Genomic DNA, 26,365 nt, shown 5'->3' with positions numbered 1-26,365 from the left:
GAATCTCGGTCAGGATGCTGTGATGTCAGGTGTGCGGTTCGTGCGGCGGGTGGACGGGTTGACCTACGAGTTCGTTCGCGAGACGACAGCGCCGGGGTACCCGTCCTATCGGCGGGTCGACCTCGATCTCTGGTGTCGTCGGCTGCCGGATTTCGGCTGGGTGGTGTGCGACGCGAACGGCACGGTGTCGAGCCGCCCGTTCGACGATGCGGGCCCGGGAGATCTCCCGCCCGAAGGTGTGTGGGTGAGCCGAAAGGGTGACCGTTCCTATGTCTACGACCTCGTCCGGACCTAGACGCGCGCCGCGAGTCGTCGCGTCGCGTCGTAGTCGTGGGTCGGGACGATCGTGACGGTGTGGCGAGCCAGGTGCAGCCGGTGCAGGGTTTCGAAGGTGAGGGCGCGGTCGTCGTCGGCGAAATTGCCGGGGAAGCTGGACTTTTGACGAAGTTCGTCGATCTGGAGCGAATGCCAGGCGGCGTCGCCGGCCAACAGGACCCAACCGCTTCCGGTGTGGGCGAGGATGCCGATGCTGCCGGGGGTGTGGCCGGCGAGGTCGACCAGGACCACGCTGCCGTCGCCGAACAGGTCGTGGCTGCGACCGAAGGTGAGGACGGGTGGTCCGTCGAGGTCGTATTCGACGAGACGACGGTCGGTCAGCGCGTCGCGCACCCCGCCGACGGGAGCGACCGCGCCGGTGGCGATCCAGCGGTGCTCGACACTGTGTAGGTGTAGCGGCAGGCCCGGCAGGTCGAGCAAGCCGCACACATGATCCCAGTGCGCGTGGGTCGGCAGGGCGAAATCGAGTGCGGGCAGCGAGGATTCGGCGCGCAGCGCGGTGATCGTCGGGATGGTGTCCGACGGCGGACGCACGGCCATCCGCAATATTCTCGGCAGCTGCGCGATGGCGCGGCGATCGGCGTCGACGCAATAGCCCGGATCGACGACGAAGGTGGCTTCGGGGTGCCGGATCACGAACGAGCTCAACGAGTTGGCGATCCGGCGGGGTGCGAAACGCCCTTCCACGACTGCCATCGTCGGCACCGATCGGGATACCTGAGCCAACGGGGTCACGGTGACGATGCGTCGAGCGGTGGGCAGTCCCGCGTCGGTGAGCGAACGCAGCAACCGCTCGTCGGCGGGGCGCGGTCGCACCGCACCGCGCACCGTTCCGACCGCCGCAGAGCAGCATTCGAGCAGGCCGGGGGTGGGTACTGGATCAGACATGACGGCACGGTAATACTTGATGTCGACATGAAGTAAAGGGGAAATCGTGTCCGTGACGCCGGCGATGAAGATCGGTGATGCCGCAGCCGCCCTCGGGGTCGAGACGCATGTGCTCCGACACTGGGAATCGGTCGGGCTGCTCGCGCCACCGCGCAGTCCTTCGGGGCACCGCATCTACGACGAACACATTCTCGACTACGCCCGGCTGATCCAGACCCTGCAACGAGCCGGGCTGTCGCTCGAGCAGATGCGCCGACTCGGCCTGTCCGCCCACCCCGGTCGACTGGAGTTGATCGCCGAGCACCGCGCCGCGGTACGCGCCCGGATCGCGCTGCTGCGGGCGACGGATCAGTTCCTCGAACACCTCGCCGCCTGCACTCATCCGATCGTCGCCGAGTGCCCGCGATGCTCGGAATTCGCCGCCAACGCCGACACTCGCCCACCGGGTGACTTCAAGGGGATCTGATGCGCGCCGAGCTGCTCGCCTGGCTCACCGAGGTCTGGCCCGACCACGACTGGCGCCGAGCTGTCCTGCACAAGGGGTGCTTCCACCACGTCGCGCTCACCGCGACGGCGGTGGCTCGCGTGTCGTGCCACGGACCGCAGCCGCGACGACTGGCCCGCGAACACGCCAACCTGACCGCAGCGACCGCGCTCGGGCTGCCCGTCGAACATCCACGTCCGCTGTCGGGCGTGGTCGAGGACAGTGCCCGTTCGGCGATGCTGGTGACCCCGGCGCCCGGTGAGCATCGACCTGATCTCGGCTGGCCCTCGGTCGCCGCCGAGTTCGCGCGGCTGTTGGACGGGCTCCGCGCGGTCGACCCGGCGGACGTGCCGCGCGGCATCGCCGCGCCCCGCGCGTGGTGCGGTGGGCAACGGTGGCCCGACATCGTCGACGATCATATCGTCGCGATACTCGACCCGCTCGAGGCCGCCCTCGCGCGCCGGATCGTGCAGGAGTTGCTCGCGGCCGAAGCCGAAGCATCGACCGGTCTCGTCCACGGAGATTTCGGACCGCACAATGTGCTGTGGGACGGCGAGCGGATCCGCTCGCTGATCGACTTCGACCACATGTGCCTGGGCGATCCCGCGATCGACCTCGCGTCGCTGATCAGCTTCTACGGGGCTCGAGCGGTCGAGGCTGTCGCCGAGAACGGAGCTTCCATAGAGCGCGCACTGCGCCATCGTGCGTGTTTCCCGCTGCAGCTGGGGGCGGCGGCAGTCCTGGTCGGCGACCGTAGGCTGTTCGAGCACGCCCTGACGAACTTCACGTCCCGACTGCGCGCCGGAACCCTGCACGACCCGCACGGCAGAAGTCCACTCGGGTGGCGCCACCGCTGATTTGTGATGTTCGGCAGCCGCTGGTGTCGGGAGTCGGATACGAGCGTTCCTCTCGTGTCCGAGAGTGGGTTTCGCGACTGGCGTCACGTGGATCACGACCACGAGGAAGCGCATCATCGGCGCGTCGTCCGCCGGGGTGCTCCCGAACTCGAGTTCGGGAAGTGGAGTGCGGCAATGGATCTGCGCTACGGCATAGATCCTCGTCAGCGAGCCTCCGTTGTGGATGTCGGCGCCGACGTCTGTCGTGGGCACCGCATCGGACTCGTTCGGACGCGACTGCGCCTGTTCCATCACTGATCCGGGTGTTCGGTTCATTCGGACGGGTGGGCGGTCCGGTCAGACGGCGTCGATCGGGGTGAGTCGTACGTCGCTCGGCGGACGTAACCGACGCAGGGTGCCGTCGAAGGAGGTGACATACAGCGCCGACCGGTCGCCGTCGGGTCCGATGCGGACCGAAGTCGGGCCCGCCCAGCCCTTCGCCAGGTCGGCGGCGATGACGCAGCTCGCGCCCGACTCGAGGTGGACGCGATGGACCGTGCCGGAGACGTGGCCCGCGACGTAGAGGTCGCCCTCGGCGCTCGCGGTCACGTCGTCGGGGCCGGGTAGCAGTCCGGGGATCCTTGTCACCACTGTCCAGCGGTCGGGCGCGTCCAGCGGGATCCGGTAGATCTGGCCGGTGAACAGGTCGTCGGTGTAGACCGCGCGGTGGTCCGGGCTCAGGGACAGTCCTTCCGCTCGCGGCGTCGGCGACCAGTTCGCGACGACCTCGCCGGTGGTGTGGTCGTAGCGGGAGACCCCTCGTGACGGTCCGTCCTCGGTACCGATCCAGGTCGTCAGGAAGTCGCCGTCCGGCAAGCGGAGCAGGCCGTTGCCGGGAAAGTCGACCATGTGCGAAAGCTGCTCGGTGACAGTGTCATAGCGCCACAGCTCGCCGTCGGAGCGGGTGAGTAGATAGAGGGTGGTTCCGTCCAGTTGCAAGCCGCCGGGGGCAGCGACATCGTCCAGCACCGTGCGCACCGATCCGGAACCGTCGACGTGATAGATCTTGCGGTACCCCGAAACATAGAAGCCGCCCCGACCGTCGGGTTCGAGGTTCTCCAACTGGCCGAGGCCGGCGGCCACGGTATCGCTGTGCCATCCGGTGCAATTCGTCGTCGTCGTCGGCGCGGCGGTGGTCGGTGCGGCGTCGGCGACGCTGATCGCGGCCACCATCGCCACACACAGCGCTCCCGCGCGCACACCCGAAATTCTCATTCGGGAAGCCTACGGTGACACGTCCGAACCACCGACGGGCGACCTTTTCCTCTGTGCGACAACCGAATCTCTGGTGTGATGTTGGCGGGGGTGGAGCTACATGGCGTGGATGATCGGTCGACAGGGGCTCGTGGTTTCGGCGGAGTCGACACAGGGTGTAGGTCGCCCGGGTGTGCGACCGAGGGTGCCGATCCGAGGGTGGTGGCGGCGCTGCTGGGTGGTGGCCGTGGGTGGTCTCGGGGTGGTGGCGGGTCTGGCCTGGCTCCGGTGTGTGGTGACGGTGTTCGAATCGCGGCTGATCGCCGATCCCGCGTTCGATCCGCACGGCTACGGACTGATCTTCGGCACGGTGTCGGCGGTGCCCACCTCGATGGTCACCGTGTGCGCGCTGCCATGGGCTTTTCCGCAGCGGTATCGGGCGACGGTCGGCAAGGTGGTGGGCCTGCTCTTGCCGACCGTCACCTCGCTGGCCTTCGTCGCGCTGTTCACCGCGTAGTCGCGGGGCGCGTCAGCGGGCTGTTCCTGGCCGCAGCGCGCCCGGCGATCGCCCGGTGTGGCGTTTGACGAGCCGGTGCAGCGTCGCCGGGTCGGCCGCGCCGACGGCCGCCGCGATCTCCCCGAGGGGGAGATGGGTGGTGCGCAGCAGGTGCAGCGCGTGCTCGAGTCGGACTCGCTGCACGAGTTGCATCGGGCTGAGGCCGACGGCGCGATCGGTGCGTCGCGCCAAGGTCCGTGGGCTCACGCGGCACCACCGAGCTAGCGAGTCCAGTGTGTGCGGCTGGTCCAGATGGGTCCGCACGAAGGATTCGAGCGCCGCGACGGTCTCGTCGCGGGCTGCCAGATGCGACGGAATGAGGAACGCGGCCTGCGAGGTGCGTTCGTCGACGACGAGCCGACGGGCCAGTTCGTCGGTCAGCGCGGCACCGCCGAGGAACCGCGTCAGCGCCAGCATCAGGTCGATGTGCGCGAACGCGCTGCCCGCCGTCCAGATCGGCCCGTCGCGCACCACCATTTCCTCGATCACCACGTGCGCGGCGGGCGCGATCCGGGTGAGTTCGCCGCCGAGCCACCAGGTCGTGACACAGCGGCGTCGCGCGAGCAGACCGCAGGCGGCGAGGACGAACACGGCGGTACAGGAGGCGGCGATCGTCGTACCGTGCGCGTGGGCGCCGGTGAGCCAGCGTCCGGCGGGGTCGATATCGGGCGCGGCGAGCCGGTCGGCGAGCTCCTCGGGGTCGGCGGCGCCGAGACCGGGCACCACGACGACCTCGCGTGGCGCTGCTCGGGTGAGTGGCTGCGCGGTCGCGGTCAGTCCGCCGCGCAGGACCACCTGGCTGCCGGGGGAGATGAGACGCAGGTCGAACGTGGGTGTGCCGAGGATTCGGTTCGCCGCGGACACCACGTCGACGGTCGTGCCCACCGCGCTGGCGCTGGCACCATCAAGAACGAGTGCGTCGATGCCGATCATGTGGCGAATTGTGCAAGAAAATTGTCATTCCTGCCACTGGTCGCCCCCGGGGCGCGCGGGGCATCGTTGTCACCGAAGACCGGACACACGGAAGGCACGACATGCCACTGATGCGAGTGACGTTGACCCCCAGAGCATTCGACGACGAGCAGAAAGCGCGGTTGGCTACCGCGCTCACCGAGGCGGCGTGTCGCGCCGAATCGATTCCCGACGACCCCCGTAGCCGGATGGGCGCGCTGGTGCTGTTCACCGAACTCGCCCCCGGCAGCTTCTACTCGGCCGGACAGCGGGTCGAGGACGCGGTCGCCGGCGTGTTCATCGACTGGCAGGTCAGCGCCGGCGTCCTCGACGCGGCGCGCAAGGCGCGGTTCGCGCGCGAACTCCAGGACGCGGCGCGCGCGACCAGAGCCGACGACGATTCTCGGATGGTGGTCACCTCCTGCGTCATCCACGAGGTTCCCGAGGGACAGTGGGCGCAGAACGGCGGAATCCGCCGACTACCCGAGATGGCGTCATCGGCCGGGTTCGAACACCTGACCGCGATCGGCTGACACCGACCCCAGCTCAGCGGGACCGGATTCGGGAGCCGTCGAGCTCGCCGTCGGACACTCCGTGCGCAGCACCCATCGATTGCTGCCGAGGGCCTTGGCCTCGTACAGGCACGCGTCGGCTCGGGCGAGCAAATCGTGAACTGTCAGATCGGTCAGTGGCGTCACGATCGCGCCGATGCTGACCGAGACGGACAACGGGGTGTCGACCATGGTGAACGGTTCGTTGACCGCGCCGCGCAGCAGGCAGATGGTCTCGCGAATGTGGTGGACCGAGGGCGGTGGGAGCACGACGATGAACTCGTCCCCGCCCAGGCGGGTCAGCAGCTTCCCGTCGGAACCGAGGCTCTGCTGCAATCGCTCGGCCAACTCGACGAGGATCTGGTCGCCGACGAGGTGGCCGTAGGTGTCGTTGACCGCTTTGAAACCGTCCACGTCGAGCGCGCAGATCGCGGCCCGCTCGGCGGGTTCGGCGGCGGTGATCAGGGCGCGCAGTTCGGCGTGGAGATGGCGCCGGTTGGACAGGCCGGTGAGCGGGTCGTGGTCGGCCTGCCACTGCAGCTGTTCGGCGGCGGCGTGGTGTTCGGTGAGATCCTGGCCGAAGCCGAGGAGGTAGGTTCGCTCGCCGTTGGCCGAGCGGCATTGGGTGACCGTCCACGCGACCCACATCATGGTGCCGTCGGGGCCGGGCTGACTTATCTCGAAGCGCACGGTGCCCGACTCGGTCGAGGCCAGTTCGGCGATCACGCGTCGCCGCTGGAGGTCGGCCTCCTCGCCGGCCAGGTCGAAGCCGTCGAGTCCGCGCAGCAGGTCGAGCGGGTGGCCCATCAGCCGCTCGAAGGCCGGGTTGGCGTCGATGATGCGGCCCTCCGCGTCGCCGATGGACATCGCCACCGAGGCGTGCCGGAACGCGACCTCGAACCCGTCGGCCGCCGACGGCGTCACCGGGGACGACACGCTGCGGCGACCGACGCCGAATCCGAAGCGGGACGCGAAACGGTCGAACAGATCGGGGTCGGCATCGAGGTGTCGATACACCGCACGCAGGGTCGGTAGCGAAGCCTCGACCGCGTCGGGTGAGTTGAACCCCAGCTCGGCCAGGTCGCTCCCGAGGGTCTCGGCGACGTCGAGATCCCAGCACGGGCCGGTCATCGAGATCATCAGCCGGTCGAGGAGGCTCTCCAGTGCCTCGACGAGTCGCTCCTGTTCGAGCGTCGTCAGCGTGACTGCGGACAGGTGAGCAGCCCATTGCTGAGCGAATCGTCGTGCGGGCACCGTGGGTGACACCTCCTGTACACACCCTGCGTCACATCCAACCAGAAGAAAGCTGAGAATTTGCGGGAATAGCGGGGAATGGACTCCGTCCTTGCCCGTTCTCGGGGTCGATAGTCGACGCGGTTGTCTCCTCGGGGCGGCAGACGGTCGTGGGAACCACGCCGATCCGTGGGTCATCTCGCATTCGCCGTGAATTCGCCGATCGGCGGACGGGCCGCGCGAATACCGAGCGCGGACCGACGATCCCGGTGTCGGATTCGCGACGAGCGCTGATCTCCAGCATCCTCTGCTCGGTGTCGAAGTGCTACGACTCCCACTGGGCGCAGGCACGGCCGTTCGGCGCGCTCGGTAGTAGGCCTTCGCTGTTCGTCCGGAATTTCTATCAGCTCGGTAACCATGTTACTGTTCGGTTCGCAGACTTCGTGACCTGGATCATGAACGATTACGGCTGCGACTCAGGGCACACCCGCGACGATGCGGGCGTGGCATCGATGGAGACTTGAATGCAAAAGGCACGATCCCGGGCCCGCAACGCCGCGATGACGGCGTTGGTGTGTGTGGCAGCGGTGGCCGGTCAGGGAATCGGCGTCCAGCAGGCGACCGCGGACCCGGCCGGCGCGTTCTACACCCCGCCCACGCTGATCCCCCAGGCTCCGGGCGCGATCATCAAGACCGCCCCGATGACCATCCTGGCGACCCTGCCGACCGCGACCGGCTGGCCGACGAAGGCCGAGCACGTGATGTACACGAGCCGCCTCCAGGACGGCTCCCCCGTCGCCGTCTCCGGCACCTACATCGAAGCGACCAACCCGTGGCAGGGCCCCGGCCCGCGACCGACCGTCGTGATCGCGCCCGGCACCTCCGGCCAGGGTGACCAGTGCGCGATGTCGGTGGCGTTCTCCACGGGCATCTCCGTGACCTCCGCTCCGGAGCTCGGCCTCTCGGCGAACCAGGAACTGCCTTCCTCGGCGGTGTGGAGCGCCCTCGGCGCCCGCGTGCTGGTCACCGACTACATCGGTCTGGGCACTCCGGGAATCCACACCTACGCCAACCGGTTCGAGAGCGCCTACGCGGTCCTCGACGGCGCGCGGGCGGCCAATGCCATCGCGGGCGTCGGTTCCGACACCCCTGTGGTGTTCTGGGGTTACTCGCAGGGCGGCGGCGCCACCGCGGCGGCGGCCGAGCTGCTGCCGGAGTACGCACCGGAACTGAACCTCAAGGGCACCTGGGCCGGCGGCCCGGTCGCCGACCTGACCGAGATCCTGAACCGGATCGACGGCGCACTGATCGGCGGCGCCATCGCCTACGGCATCAACGGGATGCTCGCCCGGTACCCGGACCTGCAGCGGGCCGTCGACCGGGTGACCACGCCCGAAGGTCGCGCCATGATGGCGACGCTGAGCAACACCTGTGTCGCCGACCTGATCCTGCGCTACCCGTTCCAGCGGACCAATGCGTGGACGATCGACGGCCGCTCGCTCTCGGAGCACCTGATCAACATGCCCGAGGCGGCCCCGGTGCTGGCCGAGCTGCGTCTGGGCAGCCGCAAACCGACGACGCCGGTCCTGATCACCAGCGGTCGCAACGATGACACCGTTCCGTACGGCCAGGCGCACCGCCTCGCCGAGGAGTGGTGTGGCCAGGGCGCGACGGTCACCTTCCGCACCAACGAGCTGCCCCCGATCCTGTCGGGCGCGACGATCCCCAACCACTTCGGTCCGGAGATCATCGACGGCTTCGGCCCGGACAACGCGTTCATCTATCTGCTCGACCGGATCGCCGACAAGCCGGTCGGCGGCTGCTCGATCGACTGATGAGGACTGAGCAGTCCGTGTGACTGCGAACGTGGCGGGTGCGATTCGGTTCGCACCCGCCACGAGTCGTTTTCGCGGGTCGCGCGATATGGCGGTTCCGGTCCGAACGCGACGTCGTCGCGGACGGGTACCGGCGGCGTTGTCAGAGCTTCGCGTCGTGAGTGCGCAGGCGTGCGGTCAATCGCTCGTTCACATCCGGCCAGTCCTCGGCCGTGATCGAGAACAGAGCGGTGTCGCGGACGGTGCCGTCCGTGCGCCGGAACTCTCGGCGCAGCGTTCCCTCGTAGTGAGCGCCGAGGCGCGCGATGGCTTGCTGGGAGCGATGGTTTCTGACATCGGTCTTGATCTGGACCCGGCCGGTGCGCAGGGTGTCGAACGCGTAACCGAGCAGCAGATGTTTGGCCGCCGGGTTCACCGCGCTACCCCAGACCGCGGGCGAGTACACGGTGGCCCCGATCTCGAGCCGCGCGTCCCGCACGCTCACATTGAGGTAGGACGTCATGCCGATGATCGAACCCGCGGGGATGCCGCGAACGTCGCGAACCAGGCGCACCGTCCACGGGTGCCATTCGGGATCGGCGCGCCAGCGCGCGAGTTGATCCGCCAATCGGTCGGCGTCCTCGGTACGCAGGGGGATGTGGGTCCACGCTTGCTCGTGATCGAGGGCGCGGAACAGTTCGGCGGCGTCGGCTTCCGGATCGGCTGTCGTCAGCCGCACGACGTCACCGGTCAGCACGACCTCGTCGGGGATCGGCCACACCAGTGGCGGCCATGGGCTGTCGACCGGTCGCGGATCCGACACGGGCTCGAAGCGATGCAGGTCGTCGATCGTGGACACGGTGCACCAATATAGGCGAACCCCGGCGACCCACACGTGATCGAGGCGTGCGGCTCGTGATCGGCAGACGGTTCCCGCATGAGCGGATCTTCAGCGGACTCTTCGCGAAACCGATTCGGCCACAGGCGATATCGGAGAGCGGGCGCTTGCGCCGGGCGCGCGATTCGATTCCGGCGGCCGGCGAGATCGGAGCGGATCCGTTCGGTAGGCTGCGATTTCGTGAACGCGTTGTTTATCGATGGGCATCCGGTGCTCGGCACGATTCCGGGTCCGCTGGCGCTGGCGAGTCGCGACGGCACGATCTGGGCGGCCGGTGGCGGTCGCGGTGCGAGCGCGGTCCTGCGGTTCGATGCCGACGGCTGGCGGTCGCGCCCGATCGACGCGCACGGTCTGCGCGCGGTGCTGCCGATCGGCGACGAGAAGATCGTCGTGGCGGGCGAATCCGGCTACCTCGCGATCGTGAGCGCGGAGCGGGTCGAGCGGATCGCGACCGATCAGCAGGGCTGCCTGTACGCGTTGGTCGACGTCGACGCGTCGATCTGGGTCACCGGAGACGACGGATTCGTCGCCACCCTGGACCCGAGAACCAGCGAGCTGACCGTGCGTCCACGGTTCACCGAGAACCACATCGTCGGCGTGGTCGTGACCCCCGAGAACGACCTGATGTTCGTCGCGGGACACGAGCTGATCCAGCTGTCGGCCGACGGCTCCGTGCGGCAGGTGTTCTCCGGACACGCGCCGTTGACCGCCGCCGCCTTCGCACCCGACGGCACTCTGGCCGTCGCCGGTGACGAGGGCCAGCTGTCGCTGGCCGCCCCCGGTGGCTCGCCGATTCCGTGCGACAACGTTCCCGCGCTCGACCTGGAGCGGGTGCTCCACGATCCGGACCGCGACGGCTTCCTCGTCGTCGGTCGCGACGGATTCGTCGGCTTCCTCGGGTGCGACGGTGCGCTGCGGGAATTCCCGGCCGTGGAGCCGCCCTACCGGCTCACCAGCATCCTGCGCTGGGGCGACGGTCACCTCTACGGTGGCTGGACCCAGCAGGGACCGCCGTACCGGTTCAGCGGCGCGTTGTATTTCGACGGCACCGCCGCGCCGGACACGGTGTACCTGGCGCCCCGGCAGGAGTTCGGTCCGCCCCGCCGCCGCACTGTCGGTCGCGGTGGCCGACCCGTGCTCGACGTCGGGAGCGGGAAGACGATGCCGCTCGCGGAGGCCGCGCTGCTGATGCCCGAGGTGTCGTGGCCGGACTGCGCCCTCGACGAGGTCGTCTTCTACGACGGCGACGTCCACGTGGTCGACACCACGGCGCTGCTCGACGCGCACGCGGAGGACGGCTACGCGGTGGCGATTCGCGGTGACCTGATCGTCGAGGGAGCCCTCGACGCGACCGCGGGTGCGGACGGCTACGGCAGTCTGCTGGTGGTGCAGGGCGATGTGTGGGCCGAGTCGGCGATGTTCCGCTACGGCATCGGCGCGTCGATCAGCGGTGTGCTCGAGGTCGCCACCGTGGTGCTGTGCGACCACGGTGACGACGGCGGGACGCTCTGGGCCGGCGAGATCCGCGCCCAGGTGCTGTCCTACTCCCTGTACTTCCCGATTCCCGACGCCGAGTTCGACGCGTTCCTCATCGGTGACGTCTACGGCGACGAGAACTTCCCGCCGGAACGGGCCGACGAGGTGTTCGTCTCCGGTGTGCTCGCCGGCGGTTACCTCGACGAGACCACTGCCGCGACCTGGCTGCGCGAAGGACGTCAGATCCTGCGCGACGCGTGAGACGTTCCGGTGCCCGACGCGCCGGCCCGGCGGCCCAGTACCGCTTGGCCCACCGTGAGCGCGCCCAGGACGAGCACCGTGCACCCGATGACGCGAAACGCCCCGTCCGCCGCCCCGATGAAGGCCGTGGCGATCTCGTGGGCGTGCTCGGGTCCCGCCGCGACCGCCGCTTCCTCCACGGTGTGCGGTGCCGGGCCGCCCGTGCCGGGGTCTGGCAGGGCGGCGCTGAAGCGCGCGGTCAGGATGGTGCCCGCCACGGCGACGCCGAGGGCACTGCCGAATTCGCGGGTGGTGGCCTGCAATCCGGTGGCGGCCCCGGCCTGTTCGGGCGGCAGCGATCCCGCGATAACGCCCGACAGGGTCGGCAGGGCAAGCGTCACCCCGGCGCCGGTGACCACCAGCCACGCCGCGTACGCGAGGTAGGGGGTGTCGGGGTCCGTCGTGGACAGGCCTAGCAGTCCGATACCGACACCGACGAAGGCCAGCGCGATGGTCGCGTCGAGACCGATCCGCCGGGTGAGCAGCGCCACGCGTGACGCGCCGAGAATGATCGGCGCCGTCAGCGGCACGATCGCCAGTCCGGTGCGCAGGGTGCCGAATCCCATACCGTATTGCAGGAACGAGGCGTTGAGGTAGAACAGCGCGAACATGCCGAAGAAGACGGCGATCATACCGAGGCAGGCGCTGCGCAGAGCGGGGATGCGGAACAGCCGAGGGTCGAGCAGCGGATGTTCGACCAGTAGTTCCGTCACCACCCACGCCGCGAACAATCCTGCCGCGCAGCCGAATCCGACGAGCACCGGCGGCCCGGTCCAGCCGGCGGTCGGACCCTCGACGATCGCGAACAGCAGCGCGGTGGACGCGCCGACCAGCAGAAGGGTGCCGAGCGGATCGAATCGGCGGTCGTGGCGGGGCGAGACCGGCACCACGCTCGCGGTCGCCGCGATCAGGGCAACGGCGATCGGCGCGGCGGCGGCGAAGAGCCACCGCCATGACCCGGTGGTGAGAATCGCGCCGCCGCCGAGGTTTCCGACGACGCCGCCGATCCCGGTCATCGACGCCCAGGTCGCGATCGTCGCGGCGCGGCGACCGGCGGGGACGGCGTGCAGGAGCACAGCCAGGGTGTTGGGCAGTACGGCGGCGGCGCCGAGGCCCGTGATCGCGCGCCCGGCCAGCAGCACGGGAACCGTGGGCGCGATCGCCGAGAGCAGCGCGCCGCCCGCGAACAGTGCCAGCCCGGCCAGCAGAACTCCCTTGCGTCCGAAGCGATCACCCGCGGCGCCGCCGGGGATGACCAGGCACGCGAACACCACGAGATAGCTGTCGACGATCCACAGCAGACCGGGCGCGGACGGCCGTACGCTGCTCGCCGCCAACAGCGGCACCGCCAGATTGACCGCGGCGACCATGCCGATGACGAGGACGACACAGGAACACATGACCGTCAGCAGCACACGCTGCCGGATCGGACCGCCGCTGTCGGTCGGGACCTGTGGTGAAGAGCGGTATTCCAAGGACATGCGTCGACGGTAGAAATTTTCAGCCCTATCGTGCGACGCAACTTTGATAAAGATGAATTGCGTAGGATGCAACTATGGCGGACCAGTTCGATCTGAATCTGTTGCGCGTCTTCGATGTTGTGGTCGAGGAGCGCAGCGTGACCGCGGCGTCGGAACGCCTGCGGCTGTCGATTCCGGCGACCAGCCGCGCGCTGAACAGACTGCGCCGGGCCGTGCGGGACCCGGTCCTGGTCCGCGCCGGGCGGGCCATGGTGCCCACGCCGTTCGCCCTGCGCATCGCCCCTCGGGTGCGCTCGCTGCTGGAGGAGGCGTCGGTGCTGGTGAACGCCGAACGTGCGGTACGGGTCGCGGATCTGGAACGTGTCTTCACCCTCCGGATCAACGACGGCATCGCCTCGACCCTGGCCGCCGTCGTGGTCGAGGCCACCTCGGCCCTCGCGCCCGGCGTCGTGTTGAGTTTCGTGGCCGAGGGCGCCGAGAGCGCCGACGCGCTGCGGGACGGGTCGGTGGATCTCGACATCGGCGTCGGTGGCGCGACCGCGCCCGATATCCGCGGCGAGGTGCTCTATCGGGAACGGATGGTCGGGATCGCCGGTGCGCGTTGCGAGCTCGGGCCGAACCCCGGCCTGGCCGAGCTGTGCCGGTATCCGCACGTGTCCGCGTCGCGGCGCGGTCGCGCGCGCGGCCCGCTCGACGACGCGCTGGAGGCCGCCGGTCTGCGTCGGCGGGTGGCCGCGTTGGTGCCGACCCATGTCGCCGCGGCGCTGCTGGTCGGCTCCACCGACTACATCGGGCTGGTCCCGCAGCGGTTCGCCCGACAACACGCTCAGGCGTTCGGGATTCGCTGGTTCCCGGTCCCGGCTCCGCTGCCGGAAGTGGAGGTGTGCCAGTACTGGCATGTCCGCCTCGATACCGATCCGGCCCAGCGGTGGCTTCGCGAGACGATCGTGGGCGCGCTGGCCGGTCGGTGATCCCCGTTCGAGCGCGAAGACCTGCGCGATGCGGCGAGCGCGTGTCAGAATGATCGGGGTACGGTGGCGTTCGCGATGGGCGAGCCGCCGTCGCCACAGTGGTTGAGCTACAACACATTCCGATCGAGCGGGTCTCGACCGCACTGTGTCGGAGACGACGCGCACGGTATCGCGAACCGCACCAACTACACCCTCGGGATCGGTGCACTTGACGCGTTCCACAGACGGCACCCACGGCAACGTCGCCGACCGCTTCCCGCTGCCGACGGGCAAGTACTGGGGTCCTCTCGAAGGGCCGCGCAACTCGTGGTCGAACAGATTCGGCACCGAGCCGCCCTCGTCGAAAGACGGTCTGCGGCGCTGGCAGAGCACCCTCGGCATCGCCAGGACCGGGGTGTACGACGCGGCGACCCGCACGGCCGCGATCGCCTTGCAGCGGGCCGAGGGCTGGCCGGTCTCGGGGCACATCCACGCGCGCGAGTGGTACGCCGTCATCACCGGCGGCTGGCGGCTTCCGGTGCCGCCGAGGCCCGCCACCCCCGGTGCTCGCAAGATCACCGATGCGACCGGGCCCGGTCGCACCGACCGGTTCGGGATGGCCGCCACCGATCTCGGCGTGATGACCCGTACGCCGTCGGGCCGGATCCTCGCGGTCTTCGGCGACACCTTCCGCGACCCGGTGGTCGGCGGCGGCGACTGGCGCTCGCCGGTCGCGTTGTATTCGGACACAACGGATCTGGACGAGGGCATCGTCTGGCACGAAGCCGCCGGTCCGGACCCCGACCACGCCCGGCAGCTGTGGGCCTACGACCACGGCGCGAACACGACGATGTTGCCCTCCGATGTCATCACCCTCGGCGACGACATCTACCTGCACGTGATGGTCAACGAAGGTCTCGGCAACGTGGTCCGTACCCAGATCTGGCGTTCGGCCGACGACGGAAGGACCTGGCATCCCACTGAAGCGATCTTCGAGGCCGACCTCCACGACGGTTTCGCGCAACTGTGGACCTGGGCCCGCGACGACGACGGATGGGTCTACATCTACTCCACCGGATTCCAGCGCGACAGGGGCATCATCCTGCGCCGGGTCCGCGAGGAGCGGATCACCGATCCCGACGCCTACATCGGCTGGGGCTGGCGCGACGGCCGATGGGCCTGGGGCAACCCGCCCACCCCGGTCCTCGAACGCGAACCCTCCGCCGAGAGGTTCGGCGAGATGTGTCTGCGCAAGATCCAGAACACCTGGGTACTGGTCAGTTTCGACGCCTCGACCGCCGGGGGATACGACATCGATGTGCGCCTGTTCGCCGCACCCACCGACAATCTCTACCTCGTCCCCAAGACCACGCCGCTGCGGGGCTCGGCGTGGGGAGCGGAGGGCAACGACAGGATCGCGCAGCTCTACGGCCCGAGCATCATCCCGGGGTCCACGCTCCACGGCGGCCTGCATCTGCTGGTCTCGCAGTGGAACACCGCCGTCGGCTGGCCGTATCGGGCGATGCACTTCAAGGTGCCGGCCCGCTAGGCGTGGGCGGCTCCCGGAGACCGCCGCTGGACCGACGAGATGTCGTGGCGCCGAGCGGAGTTCGAGGGTGGCCTTCGTCAGCCCTGGGGTGGGTTCTGTGACGATGCGGAGTGCGGGATCGTTGGCACTACATCGATAACGGCTCCGAAACCGAAGGACCACATCATGATCAACCGAATCCGGCCCCGTGCCTTCGCCCTCGCCTGCGCGTTGACCCTCACGGCACTCGGCGGCGCCGCGGTGGGCGGTGCCACCGCGACCGCGGGCGTCAGCCCCGGAGAGGCTTCGTTCCTCGACGAGATCGCACTGAACGGCGCGACCCTGCCCGGTAGAACGGCGGGCGAGACGATCGCCGCCGGCTACACGAGCTGTGACCACCTGCGCGCGGGTGGATCGGTTCTCGATGAGGTATCGGCGGTCGAGCGGACCTACCAGTTCGAACAGGGCGTGCTCTTCGTCAGCGCGGCGTCGACGAATCTGTGCCCTGACTTCGCCTCCTGAATCGGCGACGCTTCGTGGAATAGATCCAGCGCGGTGCCTCGTTGCCTTCGTTATGACCCCAGTTATCAAGAAATTCGGTGTGTGGCGCGGGTACAAGGGATTCACCCCGGAAGCCGCGCGGGAGATCGAGGAGTTGGGATTCGGGGCGCTGTGGCTGGGTGGTTCACCGCCCGCGGATCTACCCGTGGTCGAATCGCTGTTGGCGGCGACGGAGTCGTTGACCGTCGCGACCAGCATCGTCAATATCTGGACGGCGCCCGCCGACGCGGTGGCGGAGTCCTTTCACCGGATCGAACAGCGGTTCCCCGGACGTTTTCTGCTCGGCATCGGTGTCGGTCACCCCGAGGCCGACGGTGCGTCCGCGATCAAGCCGTATGACGCGCTGGTGGCCTATCTCGACGACCTCGACGCGGCGGGGGTGCCGAAGCAGAGCCGGGCACTGGCGGCGCTCGGGCCGCGCGTACTGCGACTGGCGCGCGACCGGACCGCGGGCGCGCTGCCCTACCTCGCCCCGCCGGCGCACACCCGCATCGCCCGCGAGACCCTCGGCGCGGACGCCCTTCTCGTCGCCGAACAGAAAGTCGTCCTCGACGACGACGCCGACCGCGCACGGGCCGTGGCACGGCAGATGGTCCCGATGTACCTGGGGCTGGTGAACTATGTGGCCAACCTGCGCCGACTCGGCTTCTCCGACGAGGACCTGGCCACGCCGGGCAGCGATCGCCTGATCGATGTCCTCGCGGTCAACGGCACCCCCGAGCAGGTCGCGGCCGGGTTGGTCGCGCATCTCGAGGCGGGGGCGGATCACGTGGCGGTCCAGGCTTTGAACAAGGACTACCTCGAGGCGCTGCGCGCGGTGGCCACGGCGTTGCCGCTCGCACCGTGAGCTGACATCCCGACCTGTTGCGCCGCCCGCCGAGCCGGTCCCTTCCTGGGACCGCCCCGGCGGGCCGTGCTCGCCACCGAAAGCTGTTCCGGCACAGGTGCTCTACTTACTCCGAAGAAGACCGTCGTACCCCGGAGAACGGGGTCTGCCAGGCGCCCGGGTCGGCGACAGCGAACCGGCGACCCGTCACCGCGGTGGGTACGAGTCGGATGAAGAAATTCTTCGCCCCGGCCTGCCACGGAAAGAGGGGCAGATCCACGGTGTCGGTCAACTCGCCGATCTCACGGATCCCTTCGGCACGTCCCTTGACCACCACGCTCCATGCTTCGTGCGATCGAGCGAGATAGCCATCCACTTCCAGCGCGACGGGCGTATCCGACAGCGAGGCGGACATCTTGGTGCCCGGCGCGGATCGGAACACAATGGTTCCGTGATCGACCGCGAAGTTGAGCGGGAAGATATCCGGATGGTCGTCCACCCACACCGCGAGTCGGCCCACCTCCTCGGTCCGCAGTAGCGCCCAGCATTCGTTGACGGCGAGTTCCTGGACACTCATGTCGTCGCTGACCATCATCGTCGCCTTCCTGTCGTGACATTCAGGGCGGAGCCGGAGCGGATGCCGGGTTCCAGCGAGCATTCCATATCCGCTCCGGTGTGATGCTCAACGGCTCGCGCGCAGTATGCGAAACCCTGGAGTGAGTCCGGCAGCGCAGTGGATCACGACGCGCCGCACACCGGCGGCGACGGCCACAGTCCAGGGCATACTGACGCCTGTATCGTGTGGAGCAATTTTCGCCTGGAGTGCAGGTCCGGTGCATCGCGTCCACCGCACCGTGCGCCGACCAGCAGCGATGACGGCGCCCTCCGTCGCTCGGAGGTGGATGAGGTCCTGGCCGGAGTCGCGGTCGTGGGAGCGAAGTGCGATGGCTTCGCGGCATCGCAGTGTTCACGATGACGCGTCTGTAGGGCACCCGCCACGACGAGATCAGGGAGCTGACATGCTGTCGATAGATCGACTTCAGTCCACCGGGAACCATGGCCTCTTCGGAGGTCGGGTCGCCGAGGGGTTGTCGGCGCCGTCGAAGTGGCTCCCGGCGCGGCTCCTGTTCGACGCTCGGGGAGTTCAGCTACACGACGACATCGTCCGGCTCCCACAGTTCTACGCCGCGCGCAGCGAACTCGCCATCCTGGCCGCCAATACGGGTGCGATCGCCGGCGCGACCGGGGCGTGCACGCTGCTCGAGTTGGGTGCCCGCAGACCGAACGCGGCGCGGCTGTTGATCGACGGGCTCGCGGCGACCCTGCAGACCTATATCCCCGTCGACTTCGGCGATGACGCGCTCGCCGCCGCCGCCGTGGTGATCGCGCGTGCCTATCCTCGGCTCTCCGTCCGGGCGATGGTGGCCGACTTCGTGTGTGAACCACATCGGCTGCCGGCTCGCGGCGGCAGGCTGATCACCCTGCTGGGCGGGGTATTCGGCGGTTGCCTGCCCGGCGAACGCGCCGGGATGCTGCGCCGGATTCGGACGAGTATGGAGTGGGACGACACCCTACTGATCGGCATCGACCTGACGACCGCATCGCACCGACTGATCGCGGCGCGCACCGATCAGTTCGGGGTGAACGCGACATTCAACCGGAACGTGCTGTGCGTGCTCAATCGCGAACTGGGTGCGCAGTTCGTGACCGAGCAATTCGAGCACCGAGTGGTCTGGGACGAGAACGCCTCGCGGGTGGAGTTGCGCTTGCTCGCGCGGTGCGACCAGCGAGTGCGGATCCCGGCACTCGAGTTCGAGGTCGCGCTGGAGCGCGGTACTCAGATCCGCACCGAGACTGTCGCCGTATTTCAGCGTGAGCAGCTCGAATCCGAGCTGGCGGCAGTCGACCTCACGATCGATCGATGGTGGGCCGATATCCGGGGCAATTACGCACTGGTGCTGGCCAAGCCGTCGATGGGGTAACAGCGCTGCGCTGCGCGTGGATCGGTCGACGATCGCTGGGTGGGCACAACCGCGACCGCGGTCAGCTCCGGTGTCGCCGCCGCACCATGGCCTGGACGAACACCGTGGCGAGCACCAGCGACCAGACCACCGCGATCGCCGCGAGCAATCCTGCGTGGTAGTCACGGTCGAGAACGGTCGGGTTGCCCGCGACGGCGAGTTCGCGCCCATAGACCGGTACGGCGATCAGTGCCAAGGTCACCGAGCACACCGCGCCGATGGTCACCGGCGCCCACCATGACGGCGGCAGGATTCGTGTGCCACCGAGACCCGCGGCGGCACACAGGGGTGCGAATACGCCATCGTGGAGCACGATCGCACCGGCGAACCACAGGGCGATCGACAGCAGATCGGTGGGACTCTGCTCGAAGATGAGATGTACCCCGAACCACGCGAGCCAGATACCGCCGAGGCCGAGGATCACCCGAATGGCCGTCATCGCAGTACCGCGACGGTCGAGAGCCACTTGGTCTGGAGTACGCCCGGCCGATTCGGTGCGATCAAGCGGCACGGATACCCGTGCTCGATGTCGAGTTCCTCGCCGCCGATCCGGAGCGCTACCAACGAATCGGCGGCCTCGATGTGGGGCTGCGGCAACACCGACCGGTTGTACAGACCGCCGCGCTCGAGCGATTGGAACACCACATCCTCGCCGCGGTAGGTGCCCACGGCGTCCAACAGGTCCCTGACCGCGACACCTGACCACTCGGCACCGACACTCCAACCCTCGACACACGCGATCGGCAGAGTGGCCGTGGTCTGCGGCAATGCGGTCAGGTCGGCCAGAGAGAACTCGCGAGTCCGCTCGCCGACCGTGACGACGAGACGATAGGAGGGGGCCCGGGCCGCTTCGGTGACTCCGGCCTGGGCCGCTGTCCGGTTCACCGGAACCCCCTGCGGCCCTGTACCGCTGCGGGGCGCGAGCACCGAGACCCGGCGCAGCAGCGGCACCGTCTGGCCCGCCACCGCGATCGCGGCGACTGCCGCGGCGGCGATCGCGGATCCGACCACGACGCGACGTGAGATCCCGGCAACCTCCGTCGACGACTCACCGACGGGCACAGTCACTTCCGGGCGCGCGAGCGCGTCGCGCACGACCGGCAGCTTGATCGCCAGATGGACCGCGAGCGCACCGGCGGCAATAAAGGCGAACGCATAGTGCGTGGTGGTGAAGAAGAATCGCCACGGGTAGTACTGCGCGGTATTGAACAACCCGGTGACCAGCTGGAAGATCGTCGATCCGACGAGCACGGCGATGGATCCGCGTTCGAGCATGCGCAGCGGGTTGCCGAGCAGCGGTCGTGCGAACAGCCGGGGATACACCGACCACAACTTGACGATCACCAGCGGTATGGCGATCACGCCGGAGATCACGTGCGCGCCCTGGGTCACCCGGTACAGCCACACCGGATGGGCCGGCCACCAGAACCAGGCGGGCGGGCGCTGGATCCCATGGCTGATCAGGCCGGTGAGGAAACAGATCGTGATCGCGATGCCGAGCAGAATGCCCACTCTGGCCGCGACGGCAGTGGATCGTGCGGGGGAGATCTGTGTGCTGAGCGCATCGGGGAGCAAGAGTTCGCTGGTGGTCGATGTCGGGTGTTCGTCGTTCATCTTCGGGTTCCGGCCAACAGCGGGTCGAGTCGGGCGGCCGTGGCGGCGAAGCGTCCGTTCGATGCCGCTGCGACAGCGGCGATGTCGGCGACGTGGTCGACGTCGGTCAGCTCCTGTAGCCGAGTGACCTGACAACCGTAGCGGCACAATGCTGTTCGCGTCAGCTCGCCGGTTCGCTCGGTCGACATCGGGACCTCGGTGAGTACGCGTGCGGCACGAGGGTCGGTCAAACCCAGTGCCCACCAGCCGCCGTCGGTGGCGGGTCCGAGCACCGTATCGGCCCCGGCTATCATCTCGGCCGCCGCCGCGGCGAGCAGGTCGGGACCGGCCTGCGGGGTGTCCATGCCGATCTGCAGGACGGGTAGGCCGGGATGCGCCGCATCGGCGTGGGCGGCTGCGAGCCGCTCACCGAAGGTGTGACCGCGCTGCTCGACGACGACGAAATCGGCCAGCATCGAGGCGATCTCGTTCGCACACCGGGCTTGCGACAGATCGCCGGTCCATGCCACAACGGCACGTCGGACGCCGCTCTCGCGGACCGCTGTCAGCGTGTCGAGCAGGGCGGCGGCGGCCAGGTCGGCGGCGTCGACCGAACTCAGCGGTGGGGTCAGCCGGGTCTTGGCGAAACCAGGGATCGGCGCCTTGGCGACCACGAGCAACGTGGCATCGATCTCGTTCATCGCACACTCCAGAAATCACGTGCGGCACCGATAGTCCCGCGCACTGATCCCGAAACCTTGGATACTCCATGGCTTCTCGGGTGATAGGTGACGTCGTGCTCGACGACCTGCCAACCGGATGTCGCGGCACGCGCGAGCAGCGCGAGGGGATATCCCGAGCGCGGGTGCAGCGGACCCAGCGCGAGAAGTTCGGTGCGGCGGATGACCCGCATGGCGGCGAGGTCGTGGACAGCCAGGCCGTAGCGTCGGCGCAGCCACGAGGCCAGCAGCCAATTGCCCAGCCGCGCATGCCATGGCCACGCACCGGGCACCGGCCTGCGACGTCCCGCGACCATCGTTACCCCGGGCACGAGAATTTCCACCAGATCGGGCAGCTGCGCCGGGTCCATGGACCCGTCACCGTCGAGCACCGCGATCAGCTCTGTTTTCGCGGCCTCGACCCCGGCCTGCACGGCGGAGCCGTATCCCGGCCGGTGCTCCTCGACGACCCGGGCTCCCGACTGTCGCGCGACGGCCGAGGTGCGATCGGTGGAGCCGTTGTCCACCACGATCACGGCGTACTCGGCGGGGATCGCGGCCAGCACGCCGGGCAGGGCTCCCGCCTCGTTGCGGCACGGGATCACCACGGTCACCCGCTGGATGTCATCGTCAATGCTCACACCATCGACCGTAGGGTCGGCTCGCGGGAAAAAGCCTGATGGAACCGCTTACGAAAGTGTGACGGCACGACCGTGCCGGTATCGGTCGGTCGGTGCGCGATCCTACGGTGAGCGAGTGCGGAATACGTCTGTCTCCACTGTGCGCCGGGCCCGAACCCGCCGCGCCGATCTGTACTGCGCGGCGGCGGCCGCGGCGCTGCTCGGGCTCGCCGTCGCGGTGCCGCCGCTCGTCGGCGGGCAGTGGCGCCAGAATGTGTTCGCCGGTGCGGCTCCGCTGTTCGGCAGCTGGCTGCCACACGTCGGGTGGGGGAGCGGCCCGTCGGTAGTGATCGCGGTCGCGGTGGTCGTCTACGGTCCGCCGCTCGCCGCTCGCCTGCCGTGGCGGCGGCTGCTGCTGGTGACCTGGCTGACGGCGCTCGCCTGGGCGTTCGCGCTGGCGATGGTCGACGGCTGGCAGCGTGGGTTCGCCGGCCGCCTCACCACCTATCACGAATACCTGTACGAGGTCGGCGGCGTGGACGATATCGCGGCGATGGTGCGGGGGTTCGCCGGCCGGATCCTGGACTTCCAGCCCGACTCCTGGACGACGCACGTTTCCGGTCACCCGCCGGGCGCGCTGCTGGTCTTCGTGCTGGCGGATCGGGTGGGCCTCGGCGGCGGCGTCTGGGCGAGTGTGCTGTGTACAACGGTCGGCTGCAGTGCCGCGGTGGCGGTCGTGGTGACATTGCGCGCGCTCGGGTCAGAGCAGCGAGCACGTGCTGCCGCACCATTTCTCGCGCTGGCGCCCGCCGCGATCTGGCTGGCGGTCTCGGCTGACGCCCTGTTCGCCGGCGTGACCGCCTGGGCGGTGGCGCTGCTCGCGCTCGCGCTCGCACCGGACGGGCGTAATCCGCTGCTCGCCTTCGGGTCCGGTGTGCTGTTCGGGTTCGGCTTGTTCCTCAACTACGGGTTGGTGTTGATGGCCGTTGTCGCGGGCGCGGTGGTCGCTGTGCGTGGAGTGCGCGGGGTGTGGCCCGCCGTCGTGGGTGTCGTGCTGGTTGTCGTGGCCTTCGCGGCTGCCGGATTCTGGTGGTGGGATGGCTATCAACTCGTGGTGCAGCGCTACTACCAGGGAATCGCCACCGATCGACCGGTGTCGTATTGGGTCTGGGCGAATCTGGCGGCGACAGTGTGTGCTGTCGGCTTGGCGTCCGCTGCGGCGTCGAGCCGGATTCCGGCGGGCCTCGCGCTGCCGTCGCCCACCGAGGTCCGCGCGAATCTCTCTGGTGCACTGAAGAACTGGCGCACAGATGTCGACCCCGCCGCTCTGCTCGCTGTCGCGGGGCTCGCCGCGATCCTGCTCGCCGACGCCAGTCTGCTGAGCAAGGCCGAGACCGAGCGGATCTGGCTTCCGTTCGAGATCTGGATCCTGGCGGCGACCGCCCTGCTGCCCAGATCGACGGCCCGGGTATGGCTCGCGGTGCAGGCACTGGGCACACTGCTCGTAGCACATCTCATCCTGACGAGTTGGTGAAGCGAAACCCTATGACGCGCATTTTGATTGCCGATGACGACCCGGTGGTCCGCGAGGTGGTCCGGCGCTACCTCGAACGCGACGGGCTGGAGGTCGCGGAGGCCGCCGATGGTGCGTGCGCTGCCGCCGCGCTGCGCGATTCGGCGATCGACCTGGCGATCCTCGATGTGATGATGCCGCCGCCGGACGGGATCGCGCTGTGTCGCGGGGTCCGCGAGGGTCCGCGACCCGAGATCCCGATCATCATGTTGACGGCCCTCGGTGAGGAGGACGACCGGGTGGTCGGCTTGCGCGCGGGCGCCGACGACTACCTGACCAAGCCGTTCAGCCCTCGCGAATTGGCCTTGCGGGTGGCTTCGGTGCTGCGAAGGGCCAGGATTCACGAGCCGGTCGGCGACCCTGTACTGCGCAGCGGCACAGTCGAATTGCGTTCTGCCTCGCGGACCGTCGCGGTCGCGGGAGCGCCGGTCGAGCTGACCGCCCGGGAATTCGATCTGCTCGCCTTCCTGCTGTCCAACCAGCAGCGGGTCTTCACCCGCACCGAACTGCTGGCCGACGTGTGGGGCTGGACCTTCGGTGATCAGTCGACGGTCACCGTCCACATCAAACGGCTCCGCGCCAAACTCGGTGCGGCGCATCGCATCGACACCGTGTGGGGGCGTGGCTACGCGTGGGGCCGCGGTGGAGACGGCGGCGCCCCCGATGCCGACTGATTTCCCGGGCCTGATCGGACTGGCGCTGATCGGAACCATTCCGGTGGTCGTGGTCGGTGCCCTGGCGTTGCGCGTGGTTCGTGACCGCCTGCTCGGTGCGAGCATGCTGATTCTGGTCCTGATCCCCACGGTGGCGACGCTGACCGGCTTCGTCGCGGTGAGCCGGATGATGTTCACCGACGAGCTGGAACGGGTCGCGGTGGTGCTCGCGGTCGTCACGGCGGTGACCGTGCCCGCCGCGGTGCTGCTCGGCCGAGCCCAGGCCCGGCAGTTGGTGTGGGAGAAACAGATGCTCGATCAGGAAAGGAAGGCCGAGCGCTCGCGCCGTGAACTCGTCGCCTGGGTCAGCCACGACCTCCGGACTCCGCTGGCGGGCATTTGCGCGATGGGCGAGGCGCTGGCGGACGGTGTGGTGCGCGCCGACGACGACGTCGCGCGGTACGGCCGACAGATCATGCGCGACACCTCGCGGCTGTCGACCATGGTCGACGACCTGTTCGAGATGTCGAAGATCGCCGCGGGCGCACTGCGGCTGTCGCTGGAACCGGTGGACCTGCGCGAGCTGATCGACGAGGTGCTCGCCGCCGCACAACCGGCCGCGCACCGAGCCCAGATCGACGTCGCCGCCCGCCAGCCGCCGACCCGGATCATGGTGGCGGCCAGCGATCAGGCACTGACCAGGGTGCTGACCAATCTGGTCGCCAACGCGATCGCCCATACCCCGACGGGTGGGCTGGTCGAGATGACAGCGGGCACGGACGGCGGACAGGCATGGGCGCGCATCCGCGATACCGGCCCCGGCATCGACGATGCCGATCTGCCACGCATCTTCGAGGCCGGATATCGTGGCAAAGCGGCCCGATCGCCGAGCGACAACGGCGGCAGCGGAATGGGATTGGCTATCGCCGCCGGTCTGATGTCGGTACACAACGGCGTCGTCACCGCGCGAAACCTGGAGCAGGGCACAGTTTTCGAGATTCGGCTACCGCTGCTGTCCGGCACCACTGCCCACGAGTAGTCCTTCCCCTCCGAGTCCGACAGCGATTCACCAGGTCGGAGCTCCGGCGCTCGCTACCGCGCGCAGTGGGGACACGGCGAATTCGGCCAATCCCTGCTCAGGTGTGATCGCGGCGGTGAAATCGAGCAGCAGGCGGGCGCGATCAGGGCTGGCGACGATGTGGCGGACGTCGCCGGGGCGGTACTGCCCGGTGACGACGGGCGCGCTGCCGTGGTGTGCGGCAGCGAGGACCTGCGCGACCTCGCCGATCGTGATCGGCTGTCCGGAGGCGACATTGAGCGCGACGAACCCACCCAGCGGTGTTTCGACGGCGGCCAGGTTCGCCGCGGCGATGTCGTGCACGTGCACGAAATCCCTGACCTGTTTTCCGTCTTCGAAGACCCGCGGTGCCGCACCCGCTTCCAGCGCCGACCGGAAGATCGCCGCGACACCGGAATACGGGGTGTCCCGGGGCATATCAGGGCCGTACACATTGTGGTAGCGAAGCGCCGTGACCGTCGAATCGGTCGCCGTCGCCCACGCCGCGGCGTAATGTTCCTGGGCCACCTTGCTCGCCGCGTACAGACTGCGCGGGCGCAGCGGGGTGTTCTCGCCGACCGGCAGCCACTCGAGCGGATCACCGGAGCCGGGATCCCGGTGATCGAACTCGCCCCGCTCGAGGTCGTCGATCGCGCGCGGTGGCGGGACGAACAGCTCGGCGTCGGCGGTGCGGTAGCGGCCCTCGCCGTAGACCACCATCGACGACGCCAGCACGAGCCGTCGGCATCCTGCGCGGTCCATCGCGGCCAGCAGCACCGCGGTGCCGAAATCGTTGTGACTGGCGTAGGCGGGCGCGTCCTGCGCACTGACGCCCGCCCCGACCACGGCGGCCTGATGGCACACCACGTCGACCCCGCGCAGGTGGGAGTCGAGCGCCGCGGGATCGCGCACGTCGAGACGGTCGATCCCCGCAGGCGTCGGCGCGTCCGGCCCATGGGCCGCGGCGAGCATGAGATCGACGGCGATCACCTCGTGCCCGAAATTCTCGAGGGTACGGCGAATATGGGACCCGATGAAACCGGCGGCACCGGTGAGTAGGACGCGCATGCCGTCGATTCTGGTGGTGATTCCACCGCATTCTCGCGGCGCTCGGCAATTGGTCAGGGTTCCGTCATATTTACCCGGGTCCGTCGAGCTCGCCGGTGCGCGATGCTGAGTCGGTATGGGACATCGAGGAGAGTTCAC

The 26,365-nt window shown here is 68.8% G+C and carries 27 protein-coding genes and 1 riboswitch; of the genes, 15 read left to right on the top strand and 12 right to left on the bottom strand.

Annotation, left to right across the window (positions count from 1 at the left end):
- Positions 1–22: 22 nt before the first annotated feature.
- The gene (locus NA12_RS06220; protein WP_067446914.1) at positions 23–295 is read left to right on the top strand and encodes a hypothetical protein; all 273 of its coding nucleotides are present in this window, start codon (positions 23–25) and stop codon (positions 293–295) included.
- Here NA12_RS06220 and NA12_RS06215 read toward each other — a convergent pair.
- Positions 292–1,224 (bottom strand): MBL fold metallo-hydrolase, encoded by a 933-nt coding sequence (locus NA12_RS06215; protein ID WP_067446912.1) that lies wholly within the window; start codon positions 1,222–1,224, stop codon positions 292–294. The two genes, NA12_RS06220 and NA12_RS06215, sit on opposite strands and share 4 nt — an antisense overlap.
- A 46-nt stretch (positions 1,225–1,270) precedes the next feature.
- On the opposite strand from NA12_RS06215, the gene NA12_RS06210 reads away from it, so the two are divergent.
- Both NA12_RS06210 and NA12_RS06205 read left to right on the top strand, forming a co-directional pair.
- The gene (locus NA12_RS06210) at positions 1,271–1,690 is read left to right on the top strand and encodes a MerR family transcriptional regulator (protein ID WP_084472390.1); all 420 of its coding nucleotides are present in this window, start codon (positions 1,271–1,273) and stop codon (positions 1,688–1,690) included.
- Positions 1,690–2,565, top strand: a complete 876-nt coding sequence (locus tag NA12_RS06205; protein WP_067446910.1) for an aminoglycoside phosphotransferase family protein — start codon at positions 1,690–1,692, stop codon at positions 2,563–2,565. Before NA12_RS06210 ends, NA12_RS06205 begins: the two co-directional genes overlap by 1 nt.
- A gap of 63 nt (positions 2,566–2,628) precedes the next feature.
- Positions 2,629–2,710, top strand: a riboswitch (ZMP/ZTP riboswitch).
- A gap of 191 nt (positions 2,711–2,901) precedes the next feature.
- Here NA12_RS06205 and NA12_RS06200 read toward each other — a convergent pair.
- Positions 2,902–3,819, bottom strand: coding sequence for an SMP-30/gluconolactonase/LRE family protein (locus NA12_RS06200; RefSeq protein ID WP_067446908.1), 918 nt, complete (start codon positions 3,817–3,819; stop codon positions 2,902–2,904).
- A gap of 226 nt (positions 3,820–4,045) precedes the next feature.
- Here NA12_RS06200 and NA12_RS06195 point away from each other — a divergent pair, with 226 nt between their 5' ends.
- Positions 4,046–4,315 (top strand): hypothetical protein, encoded by a 270-nt coding sequence (locus NA12_RS06195; protein ID WP_132369882.1) that lies wholly within the window; start codon positions 4,046–4,048, stop codon positions 4,313–4,315.
- A gap of 12 nt (positions 4,316–4,327) precedes the next feature.
- Here NA12_RS06195 and NA12_RS06190 read toward each other — a convergent pair whose 3' ends face one another.
- Positions 4,328–5,287 (bottom strand): GlxA family transcriptional regulator, encoded by a 960-nt coding sequence (locus tag NA12_RS06190; protein WP_084472389.1) that lies wholly within the window; start codon positions 5,285–5,287, stop codon positions 4,328–4,330.
- 101 nt (positions 5,288–5,388) lie between these two features.
- On the opposite strand from NA12_RS06190, the gene NA12_RS06185 reads away from it, so the two are divergent.
- Positions 5,389–5,838, top strand: a complete 450-nt coding sequence (locus NA12_RS06185) for a tautomerase family protein (RefSeq protein ID WP_067446904.1) — start codon at positions 5,389–5,391, stop codon at positions 5,836–5,838.
- Here the strand turns inward: NA12_RS06185 and NA12_RS06180 are convergent.
- Positions 5,800–7,110, bottom strand: coding sequence for a sensor domain-containing diguanylate cyclase (locus NA12_RS06180; RefSeq protein ID WP_165914818.1), 1,311 nt, complete (start codon positions 7,108–7,110; stop codon positions 5,800–5,802). The two genes, NA12_RS06185 and NA12_RS06180, sit on opposite strands and share 39 nt — an antisense overlap.
- Before the next feature lie 503 nt (positions 7,111–7,613).
- Between NA12_RS06180 and NA12_RS06170 the strand changes: the two genes are divergently transcribed.
- The gene (locus NA12_RS06170) at positions 7,614–8,924 is read left to right on the top strand and encodes a lipase family protein (protein WP_084472386.1); all 1,311 of its coding nucleotides are present in this window, start codon (positions 7,614–7,616) and stop codon (positions 8,922–8,924) included.
- Positions 8,925–9,066: 142 nt separating this feature from the next.
- Here NA12_RS06170 and NA12_RS06165 read toward each other — a convergent pair whose 3' ends face one another.
- The gene (locus NA12_RS06165) at positions 9,067–9,762 is read right to left on the bottom strand and encodes a GNAT family N-acetyltransferase (RefSeq protein WP_243654931.1); all 696 of its coding nucleotides are present in this window, start codon (positions 9,760–9,762) and stop codon (positions 9,067–9,069) included.
- Positions 9,763–9,981: 219 nt separating this feature from the next.
- Here NA12_RS06165 and NA12_RS06160 point away from each other — a divergent pair, with 219 nt between their 5' ends.
- The gene (locus tag NA12_RS06160) at positions 9,982–11,538 is read left to right on the top strand and encodes a WD40 repeat domain-containing protein (RefSeq protein ID WP_067446897.1); all 1,557 of its coding nucleotides are present in this window, start codon (positions 9,982–9,984) and stop codon (positions 11,536–11,538) included.
- On the opposite strand, the gene NA12_RS06155 is transcribed toward NA12_RS06160, so the two are convergent.
- Positions 11,517–13,058, bottom strand: a complete 1,542-nt coding sequence (locus NA12_RS06155; protein ID WP_067446895.1) for an MFS transporter — start codon at positions 13,056–13,058, stop codon at positions 11,517–11,519. The two genes, NA12_RS06160 and NA12_RS06155, sit on opposite strands and share 22 nt — an antisense overlap.
- Positions 13,059–13,132: 74 nt before the next feature.
- On the opposite strand from NA12_RS06155, the gene NA12_RS06150 reads away from it, so the two are divergent.
- The 4 genes from NA12_RS06150 to NA12_RS06135 all read left to right on the top strand — a co-directional run bounded on the left by NA12_RS06150 (position 13,133) and on the right by NA12_RS06135 (position 16,944).
- On the top strand, positions 13,133–14,029 hold the full coding sequence (locus tag NA12_RS06150; protein ID WP_067446893.1) for a LysR family transcriptional regulator: 897 nt from the start codon (positions 13,133–13,135) through the stop codon (positions 14,027–14,029).
- A gap of 208 nt (positions 14,030–14,237) precedes the next feature.
- On the top strand, positions 14,238–15,557 hold the full coding sequence (locus NA12_RS06145; protein ID WP_243654930.1) for a glycoside hydrolase family 183 protein: 1,320 nt from the start codon (positions 14,238–14,240) through the stop codon (positions 15,555–15,557).
- A 165-nt stretch (positions 15,558–15,722) separates the two neighbouring features.
- Positions 15,723–16,058: a DUF732 domain-containing protein gene (locus NA12_RS06140; protein ID WP_067446891.1), complete on the top strand. Its 336-nt coding sequence runs from the start codon at positions 15,723–15,725 to the stop codon at positions 16,056–16,058.
- Positions 16,059–16,110: 52 nt separating this feature from the next.
- Positions 16,111–16,944, top strand: coding sequence for an LLM class F420-dependent oxidoreductase (locus NA12_RS06135; protein WP_067446889.1), 834 nt, complete (start codon positions 16,111–16,113; stop codon positions 16,942–16,944).
- A gap of 106 nt (positions 16,945–17,050) precedes the next feature.
- Here the strand turns inward: NA12_RS06135 and NA12_RS06130 are convergent, their stop codons facing one another.
- Complete coding sequence (locus tag NA12_RS06130; protein WP_067446887.1) at positions 17,051–17,518, bottom strand: pyridoxamine 5'-phosphate oxidase family protein; 468 nt, start codon at positions 17,516–17,518, stop codon at positions 17,051–17,053.
- A 424-nt stretch (positions 17,519–17,942) separates the two neighbouring features.
- Between NA12_RS06130 and NA12_RS06125 the strand changes: the two genes are divergently transcribed.
- A complete protein-coding gene (locus NA12_RS06125; RefSeq protein ID WP_165914817.1) occupies positions 17,943–18,905 on the top strand; it encodes an L-histidine N(alpha)-methyltransferase in 963 nt (320 codons plus the stop codon).
- Positions 18,906–18,966: 61 nt separating this feature from the next.
- On the opposite strand, the gene NA12_RS06120 is transcribed toward NA12_RS06125, so the two are convergent.
- Genes NA12_RS06120 through NA12_RS06105 form a run of 4 tightly spaced genes read right to left on the bottom strand, consistent with a single transcriptional unit; the run spans position 18,967 to position 21,897 of the window.
- On the bottom strand, positions 18,967–19,383 hold the full coding sequence (locus tag NA12_RS06120; protein WP_067446885.1) for a hypothetical protein: 417 nt from the start codon (positions 19,381–19,383) through the stop codon (positions 18,967–18,969).
- Positions 19,380–20,558: a molybdopterin-dependent oxidoreductase gene (locus NA12_RS06115; RefSeq protein ID WP_084472382.1), complete on the bottom strand. Its 1,179-nt coding sequence runs from the start codon at positions 20,556–20,558 to the stop codon at positions 19,380–19,382. Before NA12_RS06115 ends, NA12_RS06120 begins: the two co-directional genes overlap by 4 nt.
- The gene (locus NA12_RS06110) at positions 20,555–21,238 is read right to left on the bottom strand and encodes a TIGR04282 family arsenosugar biosynthesis glycosyltransferase (RefSeq protein ID WP_067446883.1); all 684 of its coding nucleotides are present in this window, start codon (positions 21,236–21,238) and stop codon (positions 20,555–20,557) included. Before NA12_RS06110 ends, NA12_RS06115 begins: the two co-directional genes overlap by 4 nt.
- On the bottom strand, positions 21,235–21,897 hold the full coding sequence (locus tag NA12_RS06105; RefSeq protein ID WP_243654929.1) for a glycosyltransferase family 2 protein: 663 nt from the start codon (positions 21,895–21,897) through the stop codon (positions 21,235–21,237). The genes NA12_RS06110 and NA12_RS06105 overlap by 4 nt, the downstream gene beginning before the upstream one ends.
- A 115-nt stretch (positions 21,898–22,012) precedes the next feature.
- On the opposite strand from NA12_RS06105, the gene NA12_RS35125 reads away from it, so the two are divergent.
- Genes NA12_RS35125 through NA12_RS06090 form a run of 3 tightly spaced genes read left to right on the top strand, consistent with a single transcriptional unit; the run spans position 22,013 to position 25,141 of the window.
- Positions 22,013–23,410 (top strand): hypothetical protein, encoded by a 1,398-nt coding sequence (locus NA12_RS35125; protein WP_424453537.1) that lies wholly within the window; start codon positions 22,013–22,015, stop codon positions 23,408–23,410.
- Positions 23,411–23,421: 11 nt separating this feature from the next.
- Complete coding sequence (locus tag NA12_RS06095; protein WP_067446881.1) at positions 23,422–24,123, top strand: response regulator transcription factor; 702 nt, start codon at positions 23,422–23,424, stop codon at positions 24,121–24,123.
- Complete coding sequence (locus NA12_RS06090; RefSeq protein WP_067447582.1) at positions 24,113–25,141, top strand: sensor histidine kinase; 1,029 nt, start codon at positions 24,113–24,115, stop codon at positions 25,139–25,141. The genes NA12_RS06095 and NA12_RS06090 overlap by 11 nt, the downstream gene beginning before the upstream one ends.
- Before the next feature lie 27 nt (positions 25,142–25,168).
- On the opposite strand, the gene NA12_RS06085 is transcribed toward NA12_RS06090, so the two are convergent.
- Positions 25,169–26,227, bottom strand: a complete 1,059-nt coding sequence (locus tag NA12_RS06085) for an NAD-dependent epimerase/dehydratase family protein (protein ID WP_371855974.1) — start codon at positions 26,225–26,227, stop codon at positions 25,169–25,171.
- Positions 26,228–26,365 lie beyond the last annotated feature (138 nt).

This window comes from Nocardia alba NBRC 108234, from assembly GCF_001612665.1.
GTDB lineage: Bacteria > Actinomycetota > Actinomycetes > Mycobacteriales > Mycobacteriaceae > Nocardia > Nocardia alba.
Note: the sequence above shows the minus strand (reverse complement) of the source record. Positions and strands in the feature narration are given on the sequence as shown.

Bases quoted from the DNA above. Each gene is read 5' to 3' on its own strand.
- NA12_RS06215 (WP_067446912.1), bottom strand. From the start codon at position 1,224: ATGTCTGATCCAGTACCCACCCCCGGCCTGCTCGAATGCTGCTCTGCG.
- NA12_RS06135 (WP_067446889.1), top strand. From the start codon at position 16,111: ATGACCCCAGTTATCAAGAAATTCGGTGTGTGGCGCGGGTACAAGGGA.
- NA12_RS06130 (WP_067446887.1), bottom strand. From the start codon at position 17,518: ATGATGGTCAGCGACGACATGAGTGTCCAGGAACTCGCCGTCAACGAA.
- NA12_RS06190 (WP_084472389.1), bottom strand. From the start codon at position 5,287: ATGATCGGCATCGACGCACTCGTTCTTGATGGTGCCAGCGCCAGCGCG.
- NA12_RS06110 (WP_067446883.1), bottom strand. From the start codon at position 21,238: ATGAACGAGATCGATGCCACGTTGCTCGTGGTCGCCAAGGCGCCGATC.
- NA12_RS06115 (WP_084472382.1), bottom strand. From the start codon at position 20,558: ATGAACGACGAACACCCGACATCGACCACCAGCGAACTCTTGCTCCCC.
- NA12_RS06090 (WP_067447582.1), top strand. From the start codon at position 24,113: ATGCCGACTGATTTCCCGGGCCTGATCGGACTGGCGCTGATCGGAACC.
- NA12_RS06150 (WP_067446893.1), top strand. From the start codon at position 13,133: ATGGCGGACCAGTTCGATCTGAATCTGTTGCGCGTCTTCGATGTTGTG.
- NA12_RS06155 (WP_067446895.1), bottom strand. From the start codon at position 13,058: ATGTCCTTGGAATACCGCTCTTCACCACAGGTCCCGACCGACAGCGGC.
- NA12_RS06200 (WP_067446908.1), bottom strand. From the start codon at position 3,819: ATGAGAATTTCGGGTGTGCGCGCGGGAGCGCTGTGTGTGGCGATGGTG.
- NA12_RS06125 (WP_165914817.1), top strand. From the start codon at position 17,943: ATGCTGTCGATAGATCGACTTCAGTCCACCGGGAACCATGGCCTCTTC.
- NA12_RS06220 (WP_067446914.1), top strand. From the start codon at position 23: ATGTCAGGTGTGCGGTTCGTGCGGCGGGTGGACGGGTTGACCTACGAG.
- NA12_RS06185 (WP_067446904.1), top strand. From the start codon at position 5,389: ATGCCACTGATGCGAGTGACGTTGACCCCCAGAGCATTCGACGACGAG.
- NA12_RS06120 (WP_067446885.1), bottom strand. From the start codon at position 19,383: ATGACGGCCATTCGGGTGATCCTCGGCCTCGGCGGTATCTGGCTCGCG.
- NA12_RS06085 (WP_371855974.1), bottom strand. From the start codon at position 26,227: ATGCGCGTCCTACTCACCGGTGCCGCCGGTTTCATCGGGTCCCATATT.
- NA12_RS06095 (WP_067446881.1), top strand. From the start codon at position 23,422: ATGACGCGCATTTTGATTGCCGATGACGACCCGGTGGTCCGCGAGGTG.
- NA12_RS06170 (WP_084472386.1), top strand. From the start codon at position 7,614: ATGCAAAAGGCACGATCCCGGGCCCGCAACGCCGCGATGACGGCGTTG.
- NA12_RS06140 (WP_067446891.1), top strand. From the start codon at position 15,723: ATGATCAACCGAATCCGGCCCCGTGCCTTCGCCCTCGCCTGCGCGTTG.
- NA12_RS06205 (WP_067446910.1), top strand. From the start codon at position 1,690: ATGCGCGCCGAGCTGCTCGCCTGGCTCACCGAGGTCTGGCCCGACCAC.